This is a genomic window from Polymorphum gilvum SL003B-26A1 (genome assembly GCF_000192745.1).
Taxonomy (GTDB): Bacteria; Pseudomonadota; Alphaproteobacteria; order Rhizobiales; family Stappiaceae; genus Polymorphum; species Polymorphum gilvum.
The window spans coordinates 1,971,991-1,994,362 of sequence record NC_015259.1; the positions used below are offsets into that span (position 1 = coordinate 1,971,991).

Genomic DNA, 22,372 nt, shown 5'->3' on the forward strand with positions numbered 1-22,372 from the left:
TGGCATAGTTCCCGCCGAGGCTTTGTTCGACGCGGGACCGGTGCGATGACGAAACGACGGACGGCGGTGGTGTCCCTGGCTCTGGCGGCAGGGCTTGCGTTCGCCGCCCCGGCGGTCGCGCAGGGCTCGTTCGAGCGATGCCTTGCCGGCCTGCGCGCCGAGGCGGGAAGGGCGGGTGTCGACACGGCGACCGCCGAGGCGCTGCTCGGGGGGGCGGTCTATGACGAGAAGGTCATCCGCTTCTCGCAGAGCCAGCCCGAATACGAGACGCCGATCTGGGACTACATGGCCTTTCTGGTCGACGAGAAGCGCATCCGCGATGGCATCGCGCTGCTGCAGAAGCACCGCACGACGCTCGCCGCCGTCGAGAAGGCCTACGGCGTCGAGCGCCACGTGGTTCTCGCCGTGTGGGGCATCGAAAGCGACTACGGCCAGTTCCGCGGCGACTTCTACACCCCCCATGCGCTCGCCAATCTCGCCTGCGCCGGCGGCCGGCGGGCGGCCTATTTCCGCGACGAACTGATCAAGACGCTGAAGATCGCCGCGCGCGGCGATGTGCCGGCGGCCGACTTCCGCGGCTCCTGGGCCGGCGCCTTCGGCCAGACCCAGTTCATGCCAACCACCTACCTGCGGCTCGCCGTCGACTTCGATCGCGACGGCCGCAAGGACCTGGTCAACTCCGTCCCCGACGCGCTCGCCTCGACCGCCAACTTCCTCAAGGACGCCGGCTGGCAGCAGGGCCGGCCGTGGGGTTACGAGGTGAAGCTGCCCGCCGGCTACAAGGGCCCGACCGGCCGGCGCCAGCGCGCCTCGCTGTCGACCTGGGCGAGCCGCGGCCTCGCTCGCCTCGATGGCAAGCCGCTGACCGGGGCGACCGAGGCCGGGCTGATCCTGCCGGCCGGCGGGCGCGGACCGGCGTTCCTGGTCACGCGCAACTTCGACGCGCTGTTTTCCTACAACGCCTCCCAGTCCTACGGGCTGGCGATCGCGCTGTTGTCCCAGCTCGTTTCCGGCGGCGAGCCGTTCAGGGCGGCCTGGCCGACCGACGATCCGGGCCTGTCGCGCGCCCAGCGGCTGGAGTTGCAGAAGCTCCTGAACCGCGCCGGCTTCGACGTCGGCCAGCCCGACGGGCGCATCGGCCCGGCCACCCGCGAGGGGATCAAGAAGGCCGAAGCGCATTTCGGCATGCCCCAGACCGGCCGGCCCGGCACCCGCATCTACCGGGCGCTGGGCGGCAAATAGGCGCGCCCGGCGGCCGGTTGCCAGCCCTCTTTTTGCAGAGCACAATGGGTCCCGACAAGACCATCGGGAGGCAGGACATGGCGGGACGCATCGTGACCGTGGCGCAGCAGAAGGGCGGCTCCGGCAAGACCACGCTCGCGGCCCATCTCGCCGTCGGCCTGACACGTCTTGCCGACGGCGCGCCGGCGTTTCGCGTTGCCATCCTCGACGTCGACCCGCAGGGTTCGCTCGGCACCTGGTTCGAGGCGCGCGAGCGCAGCCTCGGCGAGGCTGCGACCGGCCTCGAGTTCCGTACCGCCAGCGGCTGGGGTGCCCGGCGCGAGGCGCGCGCGCTTGCCCGCGACTTCGACTTCGTCCTGGTCGACACGCCGCCCAAGACCGACGTCGACGCCAAGCCGGCGATCGACGCCGCCGACCTCGTCGTTGTGCCGGTGCAGCCGACGCCGGTCGACCTGTGGGCGACCGGCCAGACCATCCAGATGGCCCGGCGCGAAAGCACGCCGGCGGTGCTGGTGCTCAACCGGGTGCCGCCGCGCGCCGCGCTGACCGCCGACATGGCCGAAGCGATCGAAAAGTCCGGTTTCGAGCGGCTCGCCGCCCATCTCGGCAACCGCACCGCCTTCGCCGCCTCGATGGGCGAGGGGCGTACCGTCCAGGAGACCGACGCGCGCGGCAAGGCCGCCGCCGAGGTCGAGGCGCTGGTGCGCGCCCTGCTGGATCGGCTCGGCTGAGCGGGGCCGGTTCGACCGGGCTCCGTGCGATGACGGATTGACGGCGGCCGCCATTGCCCGCGATCCTGCCTTGGCATTGTCACGTCGAAGTGTCTTTATGGACAGGCTGGCGCCGCCGGTGCGCCGGGTCGGGAGGTTTGCCATGGTCTTTGCTCGTGCGCTCGGGTCGTCCGCCGTCAGGTTGCGGGGCGCCCTCGCGGTCCTGGCCCTGTTCTTCGCTCTTGCCGGCGCCCTTGCCGGTGCCACCGGCGCGGCTTCCGCGGCCGAGCGACGCGTCGTTACCATCCCCGACGCGGACTATTTCGGCGCCGACTACCGCACCGTGAAGGAGGTCGAGCTGGCGACCTGCGAGGCGGCCTGCCTGGCCGACCCGATGTGCCGCGCCTTCACCTACAACACCGCGGCGCGCTGGTGCTTCCTCAAGTCCGATGCCGGCCAGCTGCAGAGCTTCCGCGGCGCGGTCGCCGGCCGCGTCGTCGAGGTCGTCGACCGGCCGCAGGTCAGCGTCGCCGAGCGCAGGGCCGAACTGGCCTTCGTGCCGAAGCCCTACATGGAGGAGGCCCAGCGCTATGCGCTGCGCCTGCCGTCGACCGTCACGGTCGGCGCAGCCACGGCAGAGACCTTGCGCCAGAGCGCCATGCAGGCGCTGTCGGCGCGCGCCGGCGAGGCGGCCGCGCTCGAGTTCGCCCGCCTGCTCGTGCTGCTGCCCGGCGACGCCGATGCCTGGGTCGGCCTGTCGCTGGCCCAGGCGATGCAGAACCCCGACGACTGGAGCCGGCGGATGGATCTGCGCCGCGACGCCACCTCGAGCGCGATCAACGCCTATCTGCGCTCGGCCGGCGACGGCGAGCGCGTGCGCAGCCTCGGCGCGCTGGCCTCGGCGCTGTCGGCGCGCCAGGACTGGAAGCCTGCGATCCGGGCGCTGCGCGCCGCGCTCGCCCTCGACGACAGCCCGTCGCTGCGCCAACGCTACGACGACATGGTCGCCCAGCACGGTTTCCGCATCGTCGACCATCAGGTCGACGCCGACGCCGCCGAGCCGCGCATCTGCGTCGTCTTCTCCGACGACCTTGCCAGGGGCGAAGACCTCGCGCCCTTCGTCAGGGTGAGCGGGGAGGGCGGCACCGCGGTGGAGACCGACGGCGCGCAGATCTGCATCACCGGCGTGCGCCACGGCGCGCGCTACGGCGTGACGGTGCGCGAAGGCGTGCCCTCGGCCGACAGCGAGAAGCTGGAACGCTCCGCCGATCTGACCATCTACGTGCGCGACCGCGCGCCGTCGGTGCATTTCCTCGGCCGTGCCTACGTGCTGCCGCGCGGCAAGGACGCCACCATCCCGATCGTCTCGGTCAACACCACCGAAGTGCAGGCGGAGATCTACCGCGTCGGTGACCGCGGGCTCGCCGACGTCGTGCGCGACGACCGCTTCCTCGGCCAGCTGCGCCCCTATCAGGCCGACACGCTCGGCGACGAACTCGGCGAGAAGGTGTGGACGGGCGTGGTCGAGACCGAGAGCCGGCTGAACGTCGACGTCACCACCGCCATACCGCTGGACGACATCGGCCTCGACCTCAAGCCCGGTGTCTATGCGATGACGGCGCGCTCGAAGCTCGACACCCAGGACGACTGGGGTCCCAGGGCGACACAGTGGTTCATCGTCTCCGATCTTGGCCTGTCGGCCTATTCCGGCAGCGACGGCGTCACCGCCTCGGTCCGCTCGCTGGCGAGCGCGGAGGCGCGCGCCGGCGTGCCGCTGCGCCTGGTCGCGGTCAACAACGAGATCCTCGGCGAGGCCGTGAGCGATGCGAACGGCATGGCGCGTTTCGCGCCCGGCCTGTCGCGCGGGCGCGGCGGACGCACGCCGTCGCTGTTGGTCGCAGAGACCGCCGATGGCGACTATTCCTTCCTCGACCTGCGCAAGCCCGCCTTCGACCTGTCCGACCGCGGTGTCGACGGCCGGCCCGCGTCCGGCCCGCTCGATGTCTTCGCCTGGACCGAACGCGGCATCTACAAGGGCGGCGAGACGGTGCATGCCCAGGCGCTGCTGCGCAATGCCGACGCGGTCGCCCAGGAGGGCCTGCCGCTGACCGTCGTGTTCGACCGGCCGGACGGCGTGGAATATCTGCGCACCGTCGTCTCCGATGCCGGCCTCGGCGGCTACGCCTACGATCTCCCCCTCCCGCACGACGTCCAGCAGGGTGTCTGGTCGTGGCGCGTGCTGGTCGATCCCAAGGGCGAGCCGCTGGCGCAAAAGACCTTCCTGGTCGAGGACTACCAGCCCGAGCGTGTCGATTACGCGCTTGAGACCGACGTCGATGCCTTCGATCCGGCTGCGCCTGCGCGCATCAGCCTGTCGGCGCGCTTCCTCTACGGCGCGCCGGCGTCCGGCCAGGTGCTGGAAGGCGAGGTCACCGTGTCGCCGGTCCGCGCGCTCGACGCCTATCCCGGCTACGTCTTCGGCCTTGCCGACGAGGAGGGCTACCCGATCCGCGACACGCTGCCCGAGGGGCTGCGCACGGACGGCGACGGCGCGCTCGCCTTCGACCTTTCGCTGCCTGAGCTCTCCGAGACGACCGGCCTCTACAAGGCCCGCCTCGTCGCCCGCCTGGTCGAGAGCGGCGGGCGTTATGTCGAACGCCGGCTGGAGCGCCCGGTCGTCGCCGACGGTCCGCGCATCGGCATCAAGCCGGCCTTCTCTGGCGGCGTCGACGAGGGCGGTCCGGCCGGCTTCGACATCGTCCTGGTTGACGGCGAGGGCCGCCGCATCGAAGGCGACGGCCTGGTGTGGACGCTGTCCAGGGTCGAGCGCCGCTACCAGTGGTACCGCACCGATGGCTCCTGGTCGTTCGAGCCGGTGACGACCAGCCAGCGCGTCGCCAACGGCCGCCTCGAGGTCGCCGCCGACCGGCCGGCGCACTTGTCCGTGCCGGTCGAGTGGGGCCGCTACCGGCTCGAGATCGTGCGCGAGGGCGACCGCCCGGCGGCGACCAGCACCGAATTCTCCGCCGGCTGGTACGTCGCCGAGGCCTCCTCCGAGACGCCCGACTTCCTCGATGTCGGCCTCGACAAGGCCGCCTACCGGCCGGGCGAGACCGCCGTGCTGCGCCTGAAGCCGCAGTTCGACGGCTTTGCCGTCGTCAACGTCCTGTCGAACCGGCTGATCGCCACCCATACCGTCAAGGTCGAGGGCGCGGAGGCGCGCCTCGACCTGCCCGTCACCGACGACTGGGGAGCAGGGGCCTATGTCACCGCCACGCTGTACCGGCCGATGGACATCGAAGCCAGGCGCATGCCGGCGCGCGCCATCGGCGTCAACTGGCTGCAGGTCGAGCCCGGCGACCGGCGCATTGCCGTCGAGATTGGCGGCGTCGAGCGGATGCTTCCGCGCTCGACGCTGGAAGTGCCGGTCCGGCTCGCCAAGCTCGCCGCCGGCGAGGCCGCCTATCTGACGCTTGCCGCCGTCGACGTCGGCATCCTCAACCTGACCGGCTACAAGACGCCCGATCCGGACGGCTGGTACTTCGGCCAACGGCGACTCGGCATGGACCTGCGCGACCTCTACGGTCAGCTGATCGACCGCACCGCCGGCACCCGCGGCCAGGTCCGCTCCGGCGGCGACGGCGGCGGCATGCTGCTGCAGGCACCGCCGCCCGACGAGGAACCCGTCGCGCTGTTCTCCGGCATCGTCCAAGTCGACGCCGACGGCCGCGCCACCGTCAGCTTCGACGTGCCGGACTTCAACGGCACCCTGCGCCTGATGGCGGTCGCCTGGACCGCGTCCGGCGTCGGCCACGGCGAGAAGGACGTCGAGGTGCGCGATCCGGTCGTGCTGACCGCCAGCCTGCCGCGCTTCCTCGGCCCCGGCGACCGCTCACGCATGCTGATCGAGATCGACAATGTCGACGGCCCGGCCGGCGCCTACACGCTGACCACCGCGATCGACGGCCCCGTTGCCGTGGAAGCCGGCATGGAGCGGCGCGTCGTCGAGCTGACCGCCGGCCAGCGCACCGAGGTGCTGATGCGGATCGCGGCCGCAGCCCACGCCGGCGATGCCGCAATCCGGCTCGATCTCGACGGCCCCGACGGCACCCACGCGGAAAAGAGCCTTGCGCTCGGCGTGCGCGACACCCAGCCGCTGGTCACCCGGCGCTCGCTCATGACGCTCGCCTCGGGCAACAGGCTGACCCTCGACGCGGACTCGCTCGCGGGGCTCAGGCCCGGCACCACCTCGGTCAGCATCGCCGCCGGTGGTGCCGCGCGCATCGACGTGCCCGGCCTGCTCGCCGCGCTCGACCGCTATCCCTACGGCTGCACCGAGCAGACCACCAGCCGCGCGCTGCCGCTGCTCTACCTGAACGAGGTCGCCGAATCCGTCGGCCTCGGCACCGACGCGGGGCTGCGCGAGCGCATCGTCAAGGCGATCGCCGGGGTTCTGGCCAACCAGAGTTCCAGCGGCTCGTTCGGCGTCTGGAACAGCTACGGCGACAGCGACACCTGGCTCGACGCCTATGTCGCCGACTTCCTCGTGCGTGCCCGCGAAAAGGGCTACGAGGTGCAGCAGATCGCCTTCGAGTCCGCCCTCGACAACCTGGAGAACCGGCTCGCCTATGCCTCCGACTTCTCCGATGGCGGCGAGGGCATCGCCTATGCGCTCTACGTGCTGGCGCGGACCGGTCGGGCCTCGATCGGCGACCTGCGCTACTATCTCGACGTCAAGCTCGCCGACTTCGCCACGCCTCTCGCGAAGGCGCAGGTCGCCGCCGGCCTCGCCCTCTACGGCGAGCAGGAGCGGGCGAAGACCGGCTTCCGCGCCGCCGTCGACGCATTGCCGCTGGTGCGCGCCGGCCTCTATCGCGAGGACTACGGCTCGCCGACCCGCGACGGTGCCGGGGTGCTGAGCTATATCGCCGAGACGCGGACGTCCGGTGTCGGCGAGGCCCAGGCCACGGCCTTCGTCGCCGTCCAGCAGGAGCGCACCGTCCACCTGTCGACCCAGGACATGGCCTGGCTGCTGCTCGCCGCCCGCGAGGCCGACGAGCAGGCCCGCAACGCCCGCCTGACCGTCGACGGCAACGCCCCGGACGGGCGCATCGTCTGGCGCTTCGAGGGCAGCGAGATCCTCGCCCGCCCGGTGGTGTTCGCCAACGAGGGCGCCCAGGCGGTCGACATCCTGGTCAGCGTCGCCGGCCAGCCGGAGGTGCCGGAACCTGCCGGCGGCGACGGCTTCACCGTCACCCGCACGCTCTACGATCTCGACGGCACCGAGCTCGATCCCTCGGCAATCCCCTACAACACCCGTGTCGCGGTCGTGCTGACCGTCGAGCCGCTGTACGAATCGGAAGGCCGGCTGCTCGTCGTCGACCGCCTGCCGGGCGGGCTTGCGATCGACAACCCGCGTCTGGTGCGCTCGGGCGATCTCGGCGCCCTCGACTGGCTGCAGACCATCGACCAGCCCGACCACGTCGAGTTCCGCCAGGACCGCTTCGTGGTCTCGGTCGATCAGAAGCGCTTCGGCGACCCGGTGCTGACCTTCGCCTATCTGGCGCGCGCGGTGACGCCGGGCTCCTATGTCCATCCGCCGGCGACGGTGGAGGACATGTACCAGCCCGACCGTCAGGCGCGCACCGACACCGGCCGGTTCGAGGTGCTCGGCCCGGTGCGCTGAGGCGGGGCGCCATGGCCGCGCAGGATCGGAGGGATGTAGGCGACGATCCGGAGGGTTTCCGGCGACTCTCCGGAGTCGGTCGAGGGCGGCTGACGGGGCTTCGCATCGTCCTTGTGGCCGTCGCCGGTCTCGCCGTCGCGGCGGCGGGTTTCGTCGCCCTCGACGTCGCCCGCGCGCCCGACCTGCCGGGCCTCGCCGAGATCTCCGTCTCGCGGGTTGTCCTCGACCGCAACGACCGGCTGCTGCGCGCCTTCGTCACCGCCGACGAGCGCTGGCGCCTGCCGGTATCGCTTCGCACCGTCGACCCGTTGCTGATCGACATGCTCATCGCCTACGAAGACCGTCGCTTCCGTGACCACCTCGGCGTCGATCCGCTGGCGCTGATTCGTGCAGGCTTTCAAGCCCTTGCCAACGGCCGGACGGTGTCGGGCGGCTCGACGCTGACCATGCAGGTCGTCCGCCTGCTGCGCGAGACGCCGACCCGCACGCTTACCGGCAAGTACCGGCAGATGGTCGACGCGCTGGCGCTCGAGCGCCGGCTCGCCAAGGACGATATTCTTGCCCTGTATCTTCTGCGCGCGCCCTACGGCGGCAACCTCGAGGGCATCCGCGCTGCCAGCCTGGTCTGGCTCGGCAAGGAACCCTGGCGCCTGACGCCGGCCGAGGCGGCGTTGCTCGTCGCCCTGCCGCAAGCGCCCGAAAGCCGCCGGCCGGATCGCTTCATCCCCGCTGCCCGGCGCGCCCGCGACCGCGTGCTGGAGCGCGCGGCGGCCGCCGGCGTGATCGACCGCGACACCGCCGAAGCGGCGAAAAGGGAAGCGATTCCAACGCTGCGCCGGCCGATGCCGATGCTCGCCGCGCATCTCGCGCGCGAGGTCGTCGTCGCCGCGCCCGAGCGCATCGAGCACCGGCTTACCCTCGACCGCGACCTGCAGGCGGCGCTCGAGGACCTGCTTTCCCGCAAGGTCGCCGCCCTCGGCCCGCGCCTGTCCGGCGCGCTCGTCGTCGCCGACCACGCCAGTGGCGATATCCTCGCCCTGGCCGGGTCGCCCGGCCTTCTTGACGACGACCGGCTCGGCCACATCGACATGACCCGCGCGGTGCGCTCGCCCGGCTCGACGCTGAAGCCGCTGATCTACGGACTCGCGTTCGAACAAGGGGTTGCGCATCCCGAGAGCTACATCGAGGACCGGCCGATCCGCATCGCCGGCTACGATCCGACCAACTTCGACCGCGCCTTCCAGGGCACGGTGACGGCGCGCGAGGCACTGCAGCTGTCGCTCAATATCCCGGCTGTCCGGCTGCTCGATGCGGTCGGTCCGGCGCAGCTGACCAGCCGGCTGCGCCGCGCCGGCGCCCGGCCGGTCCTGCCGGCGGGCCTCACTCCGGGCCTTGCCGTCGGCCTCGGCGGCGTCGGCCTGACCTTGCGCGAGCTGACAGGGCTTTATGCATCGCTCGGCCACGGCGGCGCCGCCCGGCCGCTGCGCTACGACCGGGACGAATCGCTGCCGGTGCCGGGACTTGCCGCCCCGGTTCTGGACCGGGCCGCGGCCTGGCAGGTTTCGGATATTCTCCTCGGCGCGCCGCGCCCCGACACAGCGGCGGACGGCGGCATCGCCTTCAAGACCGGCACCGCCTACGGTTACCGCGACGCCTTCGCGCTCGGCTTCGACGGCCGCCATGTCGTCGGGGTATGGACCGGCCGGCCCGACGGCAGCCCGGTGCCCGGCATGACCGGCCTGTCGGCGGCCGCCCCGATCCTGTTCGAGGCGTTCCACCGTCTCGGCGCGCAACGCGTCGCGCTGCCCGCGCCGCCGCCGGGCGTGCTGCTGGCGGCGACCGCGAACCTGCCGCCGCCGCTGCGCCACGCGCGGGTGCGGTCGGTCGAGGGCGCAACGCCCACCCGCGGCGACGTCCGGATCGCCCATCCGCCAGACGGCGCGGAAGTCGACCTCGGGCTCGTAGGCGGCGCCACCGCGCAGAAATCAGCCGCTCTGGTCGCCAAGGTCCGGGGCGGCTCGGGTCCTTATACCTGGTTTGCCAACGGCACACCGGTAGCCAGCGGACCGTTCCTGACCAGGTTCGTCTGGCAGCCGGACGGTCCTGGCCATGCGACGATCATGGTGGTCGACGGCAGGGGTCGTACCGACCGGATCGACGTGATTCTTCGATAGGTTCGGACCTTGCTTCCTCGACGGCGGACCCGGGCAGCCGATGGCGCGACCCGCCCGCGATTCGGGGCTCGCCCTGCGGCAGCGCGCAACCGGGCGGAGGCCTGCAGAATCGCTCCCGGCGGATGCCCGTGCATATGAGTCCAGACGGCAAGCGGCGCCAAATGGCGGATTTTGCTGCCGCTTTCCGGCCCAAATCCTTTCCCGCTCCTTAAGGACGACCCCCATCTCGTGACATTCGTGCAACACCGGGTTTTGAAAGCGGCACCGACCGGTCGTGCAGCATCGGTTCGGTGTTGAACCGGCGGGGCGGATGGGTATGGTCGTTTTGCGAGCGGTCCTCGGGCCGCGCTGAATTGCCGTCCAAGGACGTCCAACCTCCGGCCGGTGGCAATGTCAGACCAATTCGCGGGGAAAGGTGATCCTCGATTGTGGCAAGAGCCGGCGACGAAGATCACCATCAATTGACTGATTTGGAGGTCAGGAAATGAACCTTAAGAGCATCATGCTCGGCGCGGCTGCTGCCGCTGCTGCCGTCACCGGCGCCCAGGCTGCCGACCTGCCGGTGGCTCCGGAGCCCGTCGACTACGTCCGCGTCTGCGACGCTTTCGGCACCGGCTTCTACTACATCCCGGGCACCGAGACCTGCCTGCGCGTGTTCGGCCGCGTCCGCGTTGACTTCAACTTCAACGACTACGGCGACGCTCCGAGCAACTGGAGCCAGCGCAACCTGAACGACACGAACACCCGTGCTCGTGGCTACTACCGCATGGACGCCCGCACCAACACCGAATACGGTCTGGTTCGCGCCTACCTGGACACCAGGGTCACCTCCGACTCGCCGCATGGCAACGCTTCGGTGAACCTGTGGAACGCCTACATCCAGTTCGGCAACTTCACCTTCGGTAAGGCCGACTCGTTCTACGACTACATCACCACTTCGACCCATTCGTATGGTGCTGTGTTCGACCTGAACTCCTCGGACAAGGGCTCGCAGTGGGTTGCTGCCTACACCGCGGCCTTCGGCAACGGCGTGTCGGCCTCGATCTCGGTCGAAGACGGTTCCGTCCGTTCGCTCGGCGTCCGTGGCACCGGTGTGAGCGGCCAGGCCGGTCACCGCATGCCCGACCTCGTCGCCAACCTGCGCGTCGATCAGGGCTGGGGCTCGGCCAAGATCATGGCTGCCCTGCACGAAGTCCGTCCGCTGGAAGCTGCTGCTGACGGCAAGCTTGGCTGGGCTGTCGGCGCTGGCGTGACCGTCAACCTGCCGATGCTCGCCGCTGGCGACAAGATCGCCTTCCAGGCTGCCTATGCCGATGGCGCTCTGTCCTACGCTGGTGGTGACCTCGGCGGCTTCCGTCCGGCGACCTGGGATGCTGCCTACAATGGCGTGAGCACCCGTACCGCCAAGGCCTGGTCGGTCATCGGTTCGTTCCAGCACAACTGGACCCCGCAGTGGCAGACCAACATCGCTGCGTCCTACATCGATGTCGACCAGTTCAACATCGGCACCGGTCTGCGTGACTGGACCCGTTGGGGCGTCGTCGGCAACCTCGTCTGGAAGCCGGTCTCCGGCCTGCAGTTCGGTGTTGAAACCGGTTACGCTGCCTACTCGCCGTCCGGCCTGGCCGACTACGACGAGATGCGCACCGTGTTCCGCGTCCAGCGCGACTTCTAATTCGATCGCGAAAGCGTCTCGAATGGAGAGCCCCGCAGCATCGCTGCGGGGCTTTTTCTGTTGTCGGTGCTGACGCAGCGCGCGCGCCTGATATCAGCCGGCCGCGAGGGGGCAGGGTCAAGCGTCCGACCAGGGTCGAGCTCGGCACCTCCGGCGAAACATCCGGAAATAGAGACAAGTCTTTGAAATAAAATTTTAACAGCTTGGGGAAGTATCGACTCTTGCCAGGAAGGCAGCGATGTGTTCCTGCGTTGCCGCGTCCCAGAGCAGGGGCGCGTGGCCCTCGCCGGGGACGACCAGCGTCTCGCAGTTCGGGTGGCGGACGGCCATCTCCGCCAGCGTCTGCACGCCGAACATGTCAGAGGTCTCGCCCCGAAGAACGAGCAGGGGAATCGGGATCAAAGCCTCGAACAGCGGCCACAGGTCCGGCGTCGGAGCGCCTTCGTCGAGCCCCTCCAGCGTCTTGCCGAGGGCCGGATCGTAGTCGAACGCGACCGCCGGCCCGCTTTGCCGACACATCTGCCGGGCGAGTCGCTCCCAGTCGGCAGCGCTCAAGGCGGTGAACTGGGCGGCGAGCTTGCCGCGCAGGCGATCTGCCATGGCGGACCAATCCGGCGCGGTCATGTCCTTGCCGATCGTGGTCGCGAGGCGCTGGATCGCCTCGAACTCGATGTGCGGGCCGATGTCGTTCAGAACGATGCCTGCGATCCGGCTGGGCGAATGCCGTGCAGCCATTGCCATCGCGTGCAGGCCGCCGCGCGACGTGCCGAGGATTGCGAACCGGTCCAGACCGAGGGTGGCAATGCCGGCATCGATATCTTGGCCTTCGACCGGCAGCGAATAGTTGCGCCAGTCGGGATCGCGCTCGCTGTCGCCGCGACCGCGATAGTCCATGGCCACAACCCGCCGCCCTTGGGCGCAGAGCCGTGCGGCAACGGCGTCGAAGTCGCGCGCATTGCGCGACAGGCCGGACAGGCAGAGCACGGGAAGCGCATCGGGGCAGGGTTGGAGTGGCCGCCAGTCGCGCGCTGCCAGCGTCAGGCCGTCCGCGCTGCGCCAGCGCACCGGCGTCCAGTGACAGGCAGCATCGAGGTTGTAGGGCTGATCTGATTCTGCGGGCATTTCCTTGCGTTCCTCCCATGTCTTGCCGGACCGCGCCGCGTCCTTACCGATCTGTGTCTCACTCCAGGCCCGCTTCCGGCAACCCCACTGGACAGACCCGCGCACGCGACCGGCGACCAGGACGCTGATCTCGCCTTGGCGATCGGCTTGTCGACGTCCCTCGTCGGCGGATTGGCCGCGCGGCTCGGGCCGGTGCCTTCGCCATTGCCGTCGATCCCGTTGGCGATTATTGTGCCGGTCCAATCAAGGCGAACCGCGTCTCGATAGAATGACGTCCAAGAGGAAAACCTGAAATGTTCAAGGGATCGATTCCAGCGCTGATCACTCCGTTCCGGAATGGCGCGGTCGATGAGAAACGGTTTCAGGACTTCGTCGAGTGGCAGATCAAGGAAGGCAGCAACGCCCTGGTGCCGGTGGGAACCACCGGCGAGAGCCCGACGCTGACCCATGACGAGCACAAGCGCGTGGTGGAACTGTGCATCGAGGCAGCGGCCGGACGCGTGCCGGTCATGGCCGGTGCCGGGTCGAACAACACCGCCGAAGCCATCGATCTGGCGCGGTTCGCCGAGAAGGCCGGCGCCCAAGGCCTGCTGGTCGTCACGCCCTATTACAACAAGCCGAACCAGGCCGGACTGAAGGCGCATTTCCGGGCCATCGACGATGCGGTCGGGATCCCGATCTTCATCTACAACATCCCGGGCCGCTCCGTGATCGACATGACGCCGGAAACCATGGCGGACCTGTTCAAGACCTGCAGGAACATCGCCGGTGTCAAGGATGCGACCGCCAACATGGCCCGCACCAGCCTGCAGCGCCATGCCTGCGGGTCGGACTTCGTGCAGCTCTCGGGCGAGGACATCACCGCGCTCGGCTTCAACGCCCATGGTGGATCGGGCTGCATCTCGGTGACGGCCAATGTCGCGCCGCGTCTGTGCTCGCAGTTCCAGGCGGCCTGTCTGTCCGGCGACTACGCCACCGCGCTGTCGATCCAGGACAAGCTGACGCCGCTGCATCACGCGCTGTTCATCGAACCGAACCCGACCGGCGTGAAATACGCCCTGTCGCTGCTCGGCAAGATCGAGAACGAGCTGCGCCTGCCGCTGGTCCCGGTGTCCGCCGAGACCCAGGCCCAGATCCGCCAAGCAATGGTGCGCGCCGGGCTGATCAACTGAACACACAAGACGAGACGCCGGCCGGCAAGGCCGGCGTGCTCTCGTGAAAAGGACATGACATGGCCGCCAAGAACGGAGGGCCTGCCGGTCGATCCGTCGTCGCGGACAACCGGAAGGCCCGCTTCAACTACGAGATCGAAGAGGTCTTCGAAGCCGGGATAGAGCTGAAGGGCACCGAGGTGAAGTCGCTGCGCACGGGAAAGGCGAACATCCAGGACTCCTATGCCGCCGAGCACAACGGCGAGCTCTGGCTCTACAATTCCTACATTCCGGAATACCTGCAGGCGAACCGCTTCAACCACGAGCCGCGCCGGCCGCGCCGGCTGCTGCTGCACAAGCGCCAGATCGGCAAGCTCGCCTCGGCCGTGCAGAAGGAAGGCAAGACGATCGTCCCGCTGAAGCTCTATTTCAACGAGCAGGGCCGGGCGAAGCTGGAACTGGCGCTGGCACGCGGCAAGAAGCTGCACGACAAGCGCGAGACGGAAAAGGCGCGCGACTGGCAGCGCGAAAAGTCCCGGCTGTTGAAAAACCAGGGCTGAGCTGGGGATCGCCTGTGGAAAACCTGTGGAAATGACCTGAGAACAGGCATTCTGCGGTGCCGCGCCTCAGGGGCGGGGAAGCAGTGCCTCGAACGCGGCGCGCCGGTCTCCCGCGATCGGCCGCGGGCGGCGATCCGTGCGGTCGACCTGGACATGGACGAACTGTCCCTGCGCGGCGGCGGTCGCGTCGTCGTTGCGGAACAGGGCGATGTCGTAGCGCACGGACGACGTGCCGAGCGCCGCGACGCGGATGCCGGCCTGGACGAGATCGGGAAACGCCAGTTCGGCGAAGTACTGGCAGCCAGTCTCCACGACCAGGAACACCAGCTCTGAGGAGGCCGGGTCCATCAGGCCCTGCTCGATGTACCAGCCGTTCACCGCGGTGTCGAAATAGCTCAGATAGACGACGTTGTTGACGTGACCGTAGATGTCGACATCGAGCCAGCGCGTCGGGATGGGCCGGAACAGCGAAAAGTCAGCCCGGGTCAGCGGCCGCGACCTCGCCGGGGCGTTCACGGGGCGCTCTTGCATATGTCGAAAGGAAGGACGGGTCTCATGCGGGCGGCGCCTGCTCGTTGTCGAACCCGGATGGTGCCCCAGATTTACGGCGCCGTCGACCCACTTCGGCGCCGTGCCACCGTCAAAGTCCCGGCGTGCCGAACCTGTTGGAGCGGGGGAAGCCGGTCGGCGGCAGGCGGCCGGCCTGGCCCCGGTCGCCGCGCCAGTCGGCGAGGTCGTCGAGCGAGCGGTTGAAGCTGCGGCCCGAACTGTCGATCCACGTCAGCCCCTGGGCGCCGTCGAACACGACCGCATCGGCAAGGTGGCCGTCGCGATAGCGCTGCAGGCGCACGCCGCGGCCGCGCCCCATTTCAGGCACCTGTGCGAGCGGGAAGACCAGCAGCTTGCGGTTCTGGCCGATCACCGCGACATGGTCGCCCTCGGCGGCGATGCACAACACCGCCTCGTTGGGCGCGGTCAGGTTGAGCACCTGCTTGCCCTTGCGTGTATTGGCGACGACGTCGGTCTCCGGCACGACGAAGCCGCGTGCCTCGTCGCTGGCGACCAGCAGCTTGCGGCCGGGCTTGTGCACGAAGGCGCTGACAACGTCTTGGCCTTCCTCCATGTCGACCATCAGGCGGATCGGTTCGCCGTGGCCGCGCCCGCCCGGCAGGCGATCGGCACCGAGGGTGAAGAACTTGCCACCGGTCGAGAATACCAGGATCTTGTCGGTGGTCTCGGCGTGGAAGGCGAGCTTGAGCTTGTCGCCCTGCTTGAAGGCGAGGGACGACAGGTCCTGCTGGTGGCCCTTGAGGGCCCGGATCCAGCCCTTGTCCGAGATGACGACGGTGATCGGTTCCTTCTCGATCATCGCCTGCTGAAGGTCCTCGACGTCATGACCGGGCGCTTCGGAGAAGCCGGTGCGACGACGACCGAGCGGGGTTTCCGGCCCGTAAGCCTTGCCGACCTCGGCGATGTCCTTGCCGATGCGGGTCCATTGCCGCGCCTCGGAGCCGAGCAGCGCCTTCAACTCGTCGCGTTCAGCCGAAAGCTTGTCGTGCTCCTTGCGGATCTCCATTTCCTCGAGCTTGCGCAGCGAGCGCAGGCGCATGTTGAGAATGGCCTCGGCCTGCACATCGGTCAGACCGAAGGTGCGCATCAGTTCGGCCTTGGGCTCGTCCTCCTCGCGGATGATGCGGATCACCTCGTCGAGGTTGAGATAGGCGACGAGATAGCCATCCAGCACCTCCAAGCGGTGCTCGATCTGGTCGAGGCGGTGCTGCGAACGGCGGATCAACACGGCCTTGCGGTGGTCCAGCCACTCGCGCAGCACCTGCCTGACGCCCATCACCATCGGCACCTTGCCGTGCGACAGAACGTTCATGTTCAGCGGGAAGCGGCTTTCCAGATCCGTCAGCTTGAACAGCGACTCCATCAGCAGCGCGGCATCGACGTTGCGCGAACGCGGAACCAGCACGATGCGCACGTCCTCCGCAGATTCGTCGCGGATGTCGTCGAGAAGCGGCAGCTTGCGGGCCATCAGCAACTCGGCGATCTTCTCGATCAGGCGCGACTTCTGCACCTGGTAGGGGATTTCGGTGACCACGACCACCCACTGGCCGCGGCCGAGGTCCTCGATCGCCCAGCGGGCGCGTACGCGGAAGCTGCCGCGGCCGGTCTCGTAGGTCTCCAGAAGCCCCACCGGATCGTCGACCAGCAGGCCGCCGGTCGGGAAATCCGGGCCCTTGATGAACTGCAGCAGTGCACGCGTGTCGGCGTTCGGATTCCTGATCAGGTGCTGGGCGGCCTCGCACAGCTCGAAGGCGTTGTGCGGCGGGATCGAGGTCGCCATGCCGACTGCGATGCCGGAGGAGCCGTTGGCGAGCAGGTTCGGGAAGCCGCCTGGCAGCACGATCGGCTCGCGGTCCTCGCCATCGTAGGTCTCGCGGAAATCGACGGCGTCCTCGTCGAGGCCGTCGAGCAAACGCCTGGCGATGTCGGTCAGGCGCGCCTCGGTGTAGCGCATGGCCGCGGCGCTGTCGCCGTCGATGTTGCCGAAGTTGCCCTGGCCGTCGATCAGCGGATAGCGCTGCGCGAAATCCTGGGCGAGGCGAACCAGCGCTTCGTAGACCGCCTGATCACCGTGCGGATGATATTTGCCGATCACGTCGCCGACGACGCGGGCGCATTTCTTGAAGCCGGCGCCGGGATCGAGCTTCAGCAACCGCATCGCGTAGAGCAGGCGCCGGTGCACGGGCTTCAGGCCGTCGCGCACGTCCGGCAGCGCGCGGTGCATGATCGTCGACAGGGCATAGGCGAGATAGCGTTCTTCCAGCGCCTCGCGCAGGTTCACGCCCTCAATGCCGCCCGGCGGAATCAACTCGTTTCCCATGGTTCCTGCCTATCGCGTCGGGTCGGTAGAGACAATCTCGGAGCGTAGAATTCGCCGGGTTTCCGCGCCTTTTCCCCGGCTCTGTGGCTCAGGGGCAGCCGGCAAGCCCGACTGGGCCAAAGCCGCGCTCGAGCGCCTTGACCAGTTCCTCGCGCGACAGCGACGGTGCGTGCCCCTGGGGCTCCAGGACATGGCGGGCGAGGAAGAAGGCGGTCAGGCGCAGGCCCTGGGAAATGTCCGCGAAGGTGATCTCGCTGCCCGGCTGGCGCTCGCCCTCGACCAGGAACGAGGGCAGGGGCAGCAGCTGGTCGCGATAGGGGGCGCCGGCGTCGCGGCTGACCGCACGCCCGCTCTTCGGCGATACATAGGCGAGGTCCCACAGCTGGCCGGTCGCCGCGCAGCGCGTCAGGTCGAGGCCGAAGCCCAGTTCGTTCAGAAGCTCCAGTTCGAAGCGGACGATCAGCGGGCCAGCGATCATGGCCTCGCCGAGGTGGTCGAGCACGATGGTCAGCGCATCGTACAGCCGTTCGTGCGCGTCGCGCTCGGGCAACAGGCGCAGCAGGCCCGCCAGATGCTGCAAGGCGTGCAGGGCGAGGGCGCTGTCCATCAGCGCCCCGGCGCGCAGCTGCAGCGGCTCGACCGTGAAGGCGCCGAGCTGGTCGGCGATGCGCGCGCGCCAGGTCGCGCGCACCAGGTTGCCGGGTTGCAGGACGGGCTGCTGGCGGCGGGAGCGGCCGCCGCGCACCAGGCCGAGATGGCGCCCGCGCCTACGCGTCATCAGTTCCAGCACGACGCCACTCTCGCCGTGGCTGCGCGTGCCGAGGATGATGCCGTCTTCGGACCATTCCATTGCGCTGCTCGCTCCCCGCGCATCGACGGTCCGGCTCGTTCAGCCGGGAAACTCCAGCCCCATTTCCCGGTAGCGCTCCGGATCGTCGGCCCAGTTTTCGCGCACCTTGACGAACAGGAACAGATGGACGGGACGCTCGACGATCTCGAGCAGTTCCGCGCGGGCGGCCTGTGAGATCGCCTTGATCGTCGCCCCGCGCTTGCCGAGCACGATCGCCTTCTGGCTGTCGCGTTCGACGTAGATGGTCTGTTCGATACGCACCGAACCGTCCTTTCGCTCCTCCCAGAGCTCGGTCTCGACCGTCGACACGTAGGGGATCTCCTCGTGCAGGCGCTCGAACAGCTTCTCGCGGGTGATCTCGGCGGCGAGCAGCCGCAGGGGCAGGTCGGAGGCCTCGTCCTCGGGATAGAGCCAGGGGCCGGCGGGCACCTTGGTGGCGAAATAGTCGAGCATGTCGGCGACGCCGTCGCCGGTCAGTGCAGAAACCATGAAGGTGCGTTCGAAGGCGACCCGCTCGTTGGCCGCCTGGGCGAGGGTCAGCAGCTTCTCGCGCCTGGCGACGTCGATCTTGTTGAGGATCAGCACCCTTGGGCCGCGCAGGTCGGCGAGGCGGTCGAGGATGGTCTCCACTTCCTCGCTCAGCCCCTTGCGGGCGTCGATCAGCAGGGCGATCACGTCGGCGTCGCGGGCGCCGCCCCAAGCGGTGTCGACCATCGCCCGGTCCAGACGGCGCTTGGGCTGGAAGATTCCGGGCGTGTCGACGAACACCAGTTGGGCCGAGCCGTGCATGGCAATGCCGCGCACGATCGCCCGGGTCGTCTGCACCTTGTGGGTGACGATCGAGACCTTGGTGCCGACCAACTGGTTCAGCAAAGTCGACTTGCCGGCATTGGGCGCGCCGATCAGCGCGATGAAGCCCGCGCGCGTAGCGCCCGCTCCGGGGCCGGTCGCTCCGGGGCCGGTCGCTCCGGCATCGTCTTGTTGCGGACTGCTCACAGTTTCCCTACTCCGTCCACACGCCTTCCCGGCGCAATACCGCCTCCGCGGCGTTCTGTTCCGCGATGCGTTTCGAGCCGCCACGCCCTTCGCCCGGCGCATAACCGCTCACAGTCACGGCGACGACGAACACCGGCGCATGATCGGGGCCTTCGCGCGTCGTCACCTGGTAGCCCGGCGCGGGCAGGCCCTTGGATTGGGCCCATTCCTGCAGCGTCGTCTTGGCGTCACGTAACGGACCCGACCACGCCAGCATACGCGGCTCCCACAGTCGGCGCACGAAATCTTCGGCGGCCGGAAAGCCGCCGTCCAGGTAGATTGCTGCGATCACCGCCTCGCAGATGTCGGCGAGCAGCGCGGTCTTGCGCCGGCCGCCAGTCTGCGCCTCGCTCTGGCTGATGCGCATGGCCTCACCGAGGTCGAGCTCGAGCGCAATGTCGGCGCAGGTCTCGCGCTTGACCATGTGGTTCAGGCGGCGCGCCAGTTCACCTTCGTCGGCCAGCGGAAAATGCCGGTGCAGCATCGTCGCGACCGCAAGTCCGAGCACGCGGTCGCCCAGGAACTCGAGCCGTTGATAGCTGCCCCTGGCCGCGCCGCCTGCGTTCAGCGCGCTTGCATGGGTCAGGGCCTGCATCAGCAGGGCCTTGTCCTGGAAGCTGTATCCAAGACGGCCTTCCAGAGTGTCTGCCGTGCCGCGTCCAGAACGTGCCATGCCGCGTTCGTCCGTCCGGTCCTACAACGTCTGGAACAGCCGGTCCCAGCGGACGGTCCATGGCCATTTCCACACCATCCAGGCCGGTTCCCCGTCGGCGACCGAGAAGAAGATCACCTCGGCGCGCCCGATCAGGTTCTCGAACGGCACGTAGCCGACCGCGCTCAGCACCCGGCTGTCGGTCGAGTTGTCCCGGTTGTCGCCCATCATGAAGTAGTGGCCTTCGGGAACCTTGTAGACCCGGGTGTTGTCGCCCTGGCCGCGCGGCGTGAGATCCAGCGTGTCGTAGGACACCCCGTTCGGCAGCGTCTCGCGGAAGCGCGGCACGCGGCGCAGGCCGCCGCGGCCGTCGCTCTCGATGAAGTCGTCGATCTGCTCGCGCTTGACCGGCTCGCCGTTGATGTGGACGACGCCGTCGATCATCTGGATCTCGTCGCCGGGCAGGCCGATCACGCGCTTGATATAGTCGGTCGAATTGTCGCGCGGCAGCTTGAACACGGCGACATCGCCGCGCTCGGGTTCCGTCGCCCAGACGCGGCCGGAGATTGGCGCGAGGCCGAAGGGAAACGAATAGCGGCTGTAGCCGTAGCTGTATTTGGAGACGAACAGGTAGTCGCCGATGAGCAGCGTGTTCATCATCGATCCGGACGGGATGTTGAACGGCTGGAACAGCAGCGTGCGGACGATCAGTGCCAGGAGGAGGGCCTGCACGATCACCTTGACCGTCTCGTAGAGACTGCCTTCCTTGGCCTTCTTGTTGTCCGTCACGCTCATCTTGTCCTTCGCATGGATTCGCCGCGGGTCTGGTGCCGGCGTCGGCGACTTGTACCGGTTCGGCGCAGGCGAGGCAACGCGCCAGCGCCGGCGGCGGCGTTCAATCGCCCGTATCGTCTCTCTGCCGATCCGCCTGCCGCGCCGTTGGCCAGTCCTTCGGCCATGCGGAAATCACGACGAAGGCCTGAGCGAGCGGATAGTCGTCGGTGATCGTCAGGTCGATGCGGGCGACGAAACCGTCCGGCGTCATCGCCGCGAGCCGTTCGGCAGCGCCGCCGGCCAGTTCGAAGGTCGGCCGCCCGGAAGGCTGGTTGACGACGCCCATCTCGCGCCAGGCAATGCCCATCCGGATGCCGGTGCCGAGCGCCTTCGAGCAGGCCTCCTTGGCGGCGAAGCGTTTGGCGTAGGAGGCGGCCCGCTCGGCACGGCGGTCCGACCGTCGGCGCTCCGTCTCGGTGAACACGCGCTGCGTGAAGCGGTCGCCGAACCGCGCCAAGGTCTTCTCGATGCGGCGGATATCGACCAGGTCGCTGCCGATGCCGATGATCATGCCGACCGTCCCATCCAGGTGCCGGACGTCTTGCGGAGGTGCACCATCAGGGCTCCCCTCCAGGCGTCGGCAGGGTTGCCGCGCCATTTCGGATGTCGCTCATCCGCCGCCGGCGCCGGTCCTGGTAGGCGCGTACGCCCTGATAGACGAGGACGTAGAAGATGATGGCGACGACGCTGCCGAGCGGAACCGCGCCGATCAGCATCGGCTTGATCAGCGGCCAGAGCGCATCGAACGACTTGCTGAACAGGTGGTCGTGGAAATCGCCTGAAAACCCGTGCGGCGTGGCCGCCGGGCGATCCGCACCGAGAATGATGTTGCCGATCTTGTAGGTCGTCGCCCAGATGAACGGGAAGGTGAGAGGATTGCCGACGGCGGTGCCGAGGGCGGAGGCGAGCAGATTGCCCCTGATCACATAGGCGATGGCGGCCGCGATCAGGAAGTGGAAGCCCATGAATGGCGTGAAGGAGGCGAAGGCCCCCGCCGCAAAGCCGAGCGCGATCGCGTTCGGGCTGGCGCTCAGGCGCAGGACACGCTTGGCATAATAGCGGAAGGAGCGCATCCAGCTGTTGCGTGGCCAGACGGCGATCCTCAGGCGTTCGATCCGGCTTGGCCTGTTCCGGCGCTGGAAAAGCATGGAGGACCTGGCTCCGTGGCGTTGGACCCTGGGGCCGGGTTCAGGCGAGGTTCCGGCTGCCGGGCTTCACGGCCGGAATGGCAGCCAATTCCGGCGGAAGATTGTCCGCTTCGTAAGCGGGTACCTTGTAGTCGGTCAGGGCAACCAGCGGCGCAGCGACGTCCGCTTCGCCGGCGGATCGGTCGATCAGGCAGGCGACGCCGACCACGGTCGCGCCGAGGTCCTTAAGGGCTTCGACCGTTTCGCGGCAGGACAGGCCCGTGGTGACGATGTCCTCGACGATCAGCACCCGCGCGCCCCGGGGCATCTCGAACCGGCGCAGGCGGAACTTTCCGCCCTCGCGCTCCACCCACATGGCGGGAACGCCGAGATGACGCGCGGTTTCGTAGCCGGGAATGAGGCCGCCGACGGCCGGCGAGACGACGAAGTCGATCGGGCCGACGCCGGACGCGCGGATCTTCTCGGCAAGCGCCTTGCACAGCCGCTCGGTCTTGTCCGGGTACATGAACACACGGGCCTTCTGCAGGAACACCGGGCTGCGCAGGCCGGAGGTCAGGATGAAATGGCCTTCCAGGATCGCCCCGGCGTCGCGAAAGATGGAGAGGACGTCGTCCCGCGTCATGGATCCCTGGTTCCCCTTCCC

General features: G+C 68.8%; 17 protein-coding genes. 7 read left to right on the plus strand and 10 right to left on the minus strand.

Going from position 1 to position 22,372, the window contains the following annotated elements; translation table 11 throughout:
- The first annotated feature begins 45 nt into the window (after positions 1 to 45).
- The 5 genes from SL003B_RS09525 to SL003B_RS09545 all read left to right on the plus strand — a co-directional run bounded on the left by SL003B_RS09525 (position 46) and on the right by SL003B_RS09545 (position 11,487).
- A complete protein-coding gene (locus tag SL003B_RS09525; RefSeq protein WP_013652626.1) occupies positions 46 to 1,242 on the plus strand; it encodes a lytic murein transglycosylase in 1,197 nt (398 codons plus the stop codon).
- 77 nt (positions 1,243 to 1,319) lie between these two features.
- Positions 1,320 to 1,973 carry a ParA family partition ATPase gene (parA, locus tag SL003B_RS09530; protein WP_041375996.1) on the plus strand — a complete coding sequence of 218 codons (654 nt, stop codon included), beginning with the start codon at positions 1,320 to 1,322 and terminating at the stop codon, positions 1,971 to 1,973.
- A 142-nt stretch (positions 1,974 to 2,115) separates the two neighbouring features.
- Positions 2,116 to 7,638, plus strand: a complete 5,523-nt coding sequence (locus SL003B_RS09535; RefSeq protein WP_041375997.1) for an alpha-2-macroglobulin family protein — start codon at positions 2,116 to 2,118, stop codon at positions 7,636 to 7,638.
- Between the two features lie 89 nt (positions 7,639 to 7,727).
- Positions 7,728 to 9,812, plus strand: coding sequence for a penicillin-binding protein 1C (gene pbpC / locus SL003B_RS09540; RefSeq protein WP_422613603.1), 2,085 nt, complete (start codon positions 7,728 to 7,730; stop codon positions 9,810 to 9,812).
- Positions 9,813 to 10,296: 484 nt separating this feature from the next.
- Positions 10,297 to 11,487, plus strand: a complete 1,191-nt coding sequence (locus SL003B_RS09545; RefSeq protein ID WP_013652630.1) for a porin — start codon at positions 10,297 to 10,299, stop codon at positions 11,485 to 11,487.
- Positions 11,488 to 11,682: 195 nt separating this feature from the next.
- Here the strand turns inward: SL003B_RS09545 and SL003B_RS09550 are convergent, their stop codons facing one another.
- On the minus strand, positions 11,683 to 12,609 hold the full coding sequence (locus SL003B_RS09550) for an alpha/beta fold hydrolase (protein WP_148259284.1): 927 nt from the start codon (positions 12,607 to 12,609) through the stop codon (positions 11,683 to 11,685).
- A gap of 293 nt (positions 12,610 to 12,902) precedes the next feature.
- Here SL003B_RS09550 and dapA point away from each other — a divergent pair, with 293 nt between their 5' ends.
- The gene (dapA, locus tag SL003B_RS09555) at positions 12,903 to 13,781 is read left to right on the plus strand and encodes a 4-hydroxy-tetrahydrodipicolinate synthase (RefSeq protein WP_013652632.1); all 879 of its coding nucleotides are present in this window, start codon (positions 12,903 to 12,905) and stop codon (positions 13,779 to 13,781) included.
- 59 nt (positions 13,782 to 13,840) lie between these two features.
- Positions 13,841 to 14,320 carry an SsrA-binding protein SmpB gene (smpB, locus tag SL003B_RS09560; RefSeq protein ID WP_013652633.1) on the plus strand — a complete coding sequence of 160 codons (480 nt, stop codon included), beginning with the start codon at positions 13,841 to 13,843 and terminating at the stop codon, positions 14,318 to 14,320.
- A 66-nt stretch (positions 14,321 to 14,386) separates the two neighbouring features.
- On the opposite strand, the gene SL003B_RS09565 is transcribed toward smpB, so the two are convergent.
- From SL003B_RS09565 to pyrE, 9 genes are all read right to left on the minus strand, one after another.
- The gene (locus tag SL003B_RS09565; protein ID WP_013652634.1) at positions 14,387 to 14,836 is read right to left on the minus strand and encodes an acyl-CoA thioesterase; all 450 of its coding nucleotides are present in this window, start codon (positions 14,834 to 14,836) and stop codon (positions 14,387 to 14,389) included.
- Positions 14,837 to 14,960: 124 nt separating this feature from the next.
- Entirely contained in the window at positions 14,961 to 17,210 is a 2,250-nt protein-coding gene (parC, locus tag SL003B_RS09570; protein WP_041375473.1) for a DNA topoisomerase IV subunit A, read from the minus strand.
- Between the two features lie 88 nt (positions 17,211 to 17,298).
- Positions 17,299 to 18,060 (minus strand): DNA repair protein RecO, encoded by a 762-nt coding sequence (gene recO, locus SL003B_RS09575; protein WP_013652636.1) that lies wholly within the window; start codon positions 18,058 to 18,060, stop codon positions 17,299 to 17,301.
- Positions 18,061 to 18,099: 39 nt separating this feature from the next.
- Entirely contained in the window at positions 18,100 to 19,056 is a 957-nt protein-coding gene (gene era / locus SL003B_RS09580) for a GTPase Era (RefSeq protein WP_013652637.1), read from the minus strand.
- Between the two features lie 7 nt (positions 19,057 to 19,063).
- Positions 19,064 to 19,768 (minus strand): ribonuclease III, encoded by a 705-nt coding sequence (gene rnc / locus SL003B_RS09585; protein WP_013652638.1) that lies wholly within the window; start codon positions 19,766 to 19,768, stop codon positions 19,064 to 19,066.
- Between the two features lie 21 nt (positions 19,769 to 19,789).
- A complete protein-coding gene (gene lepB / locus SL003B_RS09590; protein WP_041375474.1) occupies positions 19,790 to 20,542 on the minus strand; it encodes a signal peptidase I in 753 nt (250 codons plus the stop codon).
- A gap of 100 nt (positions 20,543 to 20,642) precedes the next feature.
- Entirely contained in the window at positions 20,643 to 21,092 is a 450-nt protein-coding gene (gene acpS, locus SL003B_RS09595; protein ID WP_013652640.1) for a holo-ACP synthase, read from the minus strand.
- A 46-nt stretch (positions 21,093 to 21,138) separates the two neighbouring features.
- Complete coding sequence (locus SL003B_RS09600; protein WP_013652641.1) at positions 21,139 to 21,729, minus strand: DUF2062 domain-containing protein; 591 nt, start codon at positions 21,727 to 21,729, stop codon at positions 21,139 to 21,141.
- 40 nt (positions 21,730 to 21,769) lie between these two features.
- Positions 21,770 to 22,351 carry an orotate phosphoribosyltransferase gene (gene pyrE, locus SL003B_RS09605; RefSeq protein ID WP_013652642.1) on the minus strand — a complete coding sequence of 194 codons (582 nt, stop codon included), beginning with the start codon at positions 22,349 to 22,351 and terminating at the stop codon, positions 21,770 to 21,772.
- Between the last annotated feature and the right edge of the window lie 21 nt (positions 22,352 to 22,372).

Excerpts from the sequence above, each read along its gene's own strand:
- SL003B_RS09525 (WP_013652626.1), top strand. The coding sequence starts at position 46 with ATGACGAAACGACGGACGGCGGTGGTGTCCCTGGCTCTGGCGGCAGGG.
- parA (WP_041375996.1), top strand. The coding sequence starts at position 1,320 with ATGGCGGGACGCATCGTGACCGTGGCGCAGCAGAAGGGCGGCTCCGGC.
- SL003B_RS09535 (WP_041375997.1), top strand. The coding sequence starts at position 2,116 with ATGGTCTTTGCTCGTGCGCTCGGGTCGTCCGCCGTCAGGTTGCGGGGC.
- SL003B_RS09545 (WP_013652630.1), top strand. The coding sequence starts at position 10,297 with ATGAACCTTAAGAGCATCATGCTCGGCGCGGCTGCTGCCGCTGCTGCC.
- SL003B_RS09550 (WP_148259284.1), bottom strand. The coding sequence starts at position 12,609 with ATGCCCGCAGAATCAGATCAGCCCTACAACCTCGATGCTGCCTGTCAC.
- dapA (WP_013652632.1), top strand. The coding sequence starts at position 12,903 with ATGTTCAAGGGATCGATTCCAGCGCTGATCACTCCGTTCCGGAATGGC.
- smpB (WP_013652633.1), top strand. The coding sequence starts at position 13,841 with ATGGCCGCCAAGAACGGAGGGCCTGCCGGTCGATCCGTCGTCGCGGAC.
- parC (WP_041375473.1), bottom strand. The coding sequence starts at position 17,210 with ATGGGAAACGAGTTGATTCCGCCGGGCGGCATTGAGGGCGTGAACCTG.
- recO (WP_013652636.1), bottom strand. The coding sequence starts at position 18,060 with ATGGAATGGTCCGAAGACGGCATCATCCTCGGCACGCGCAGCCACGGC.
- rnc (WP_013652638.1), bottom strand. The coding sequence starts at position 19,768 with ATGGCACGTTCTGGACGCGGCACGGCAGACACTCTGGAAGGCCGTCTT.
- lepB (WP_041375474.1), bottom strand. The coding sequence starts at position 20,542 with ATGAGCGTGACGGACAACAAGAAGGCCAAGGAAGGCAGTCTCTACGAG.
- acpS (WP_013652640.1), bottom strand. The coding sequence starts at position 21,092 with ATGATCATCGGCATCGGCAGCGACCTGGTCGATATCCGCCGCATCGAG.
- SL003B_RS09600 (WP_013652641.1), bottom strand. The coding sequence starts at position 21,729 with ATGCTTTTCCAGCGCCGGAACAGGCCAAGCCGGATCGAACGCCTGAGG.
- pyrE (WP_013652642.1), bottom strand. The coding sequence starts at position 22,351 with ATGACGCGGGACGACGTCCTCTCCATCTTTCGCGACGCCGGGGCGATC.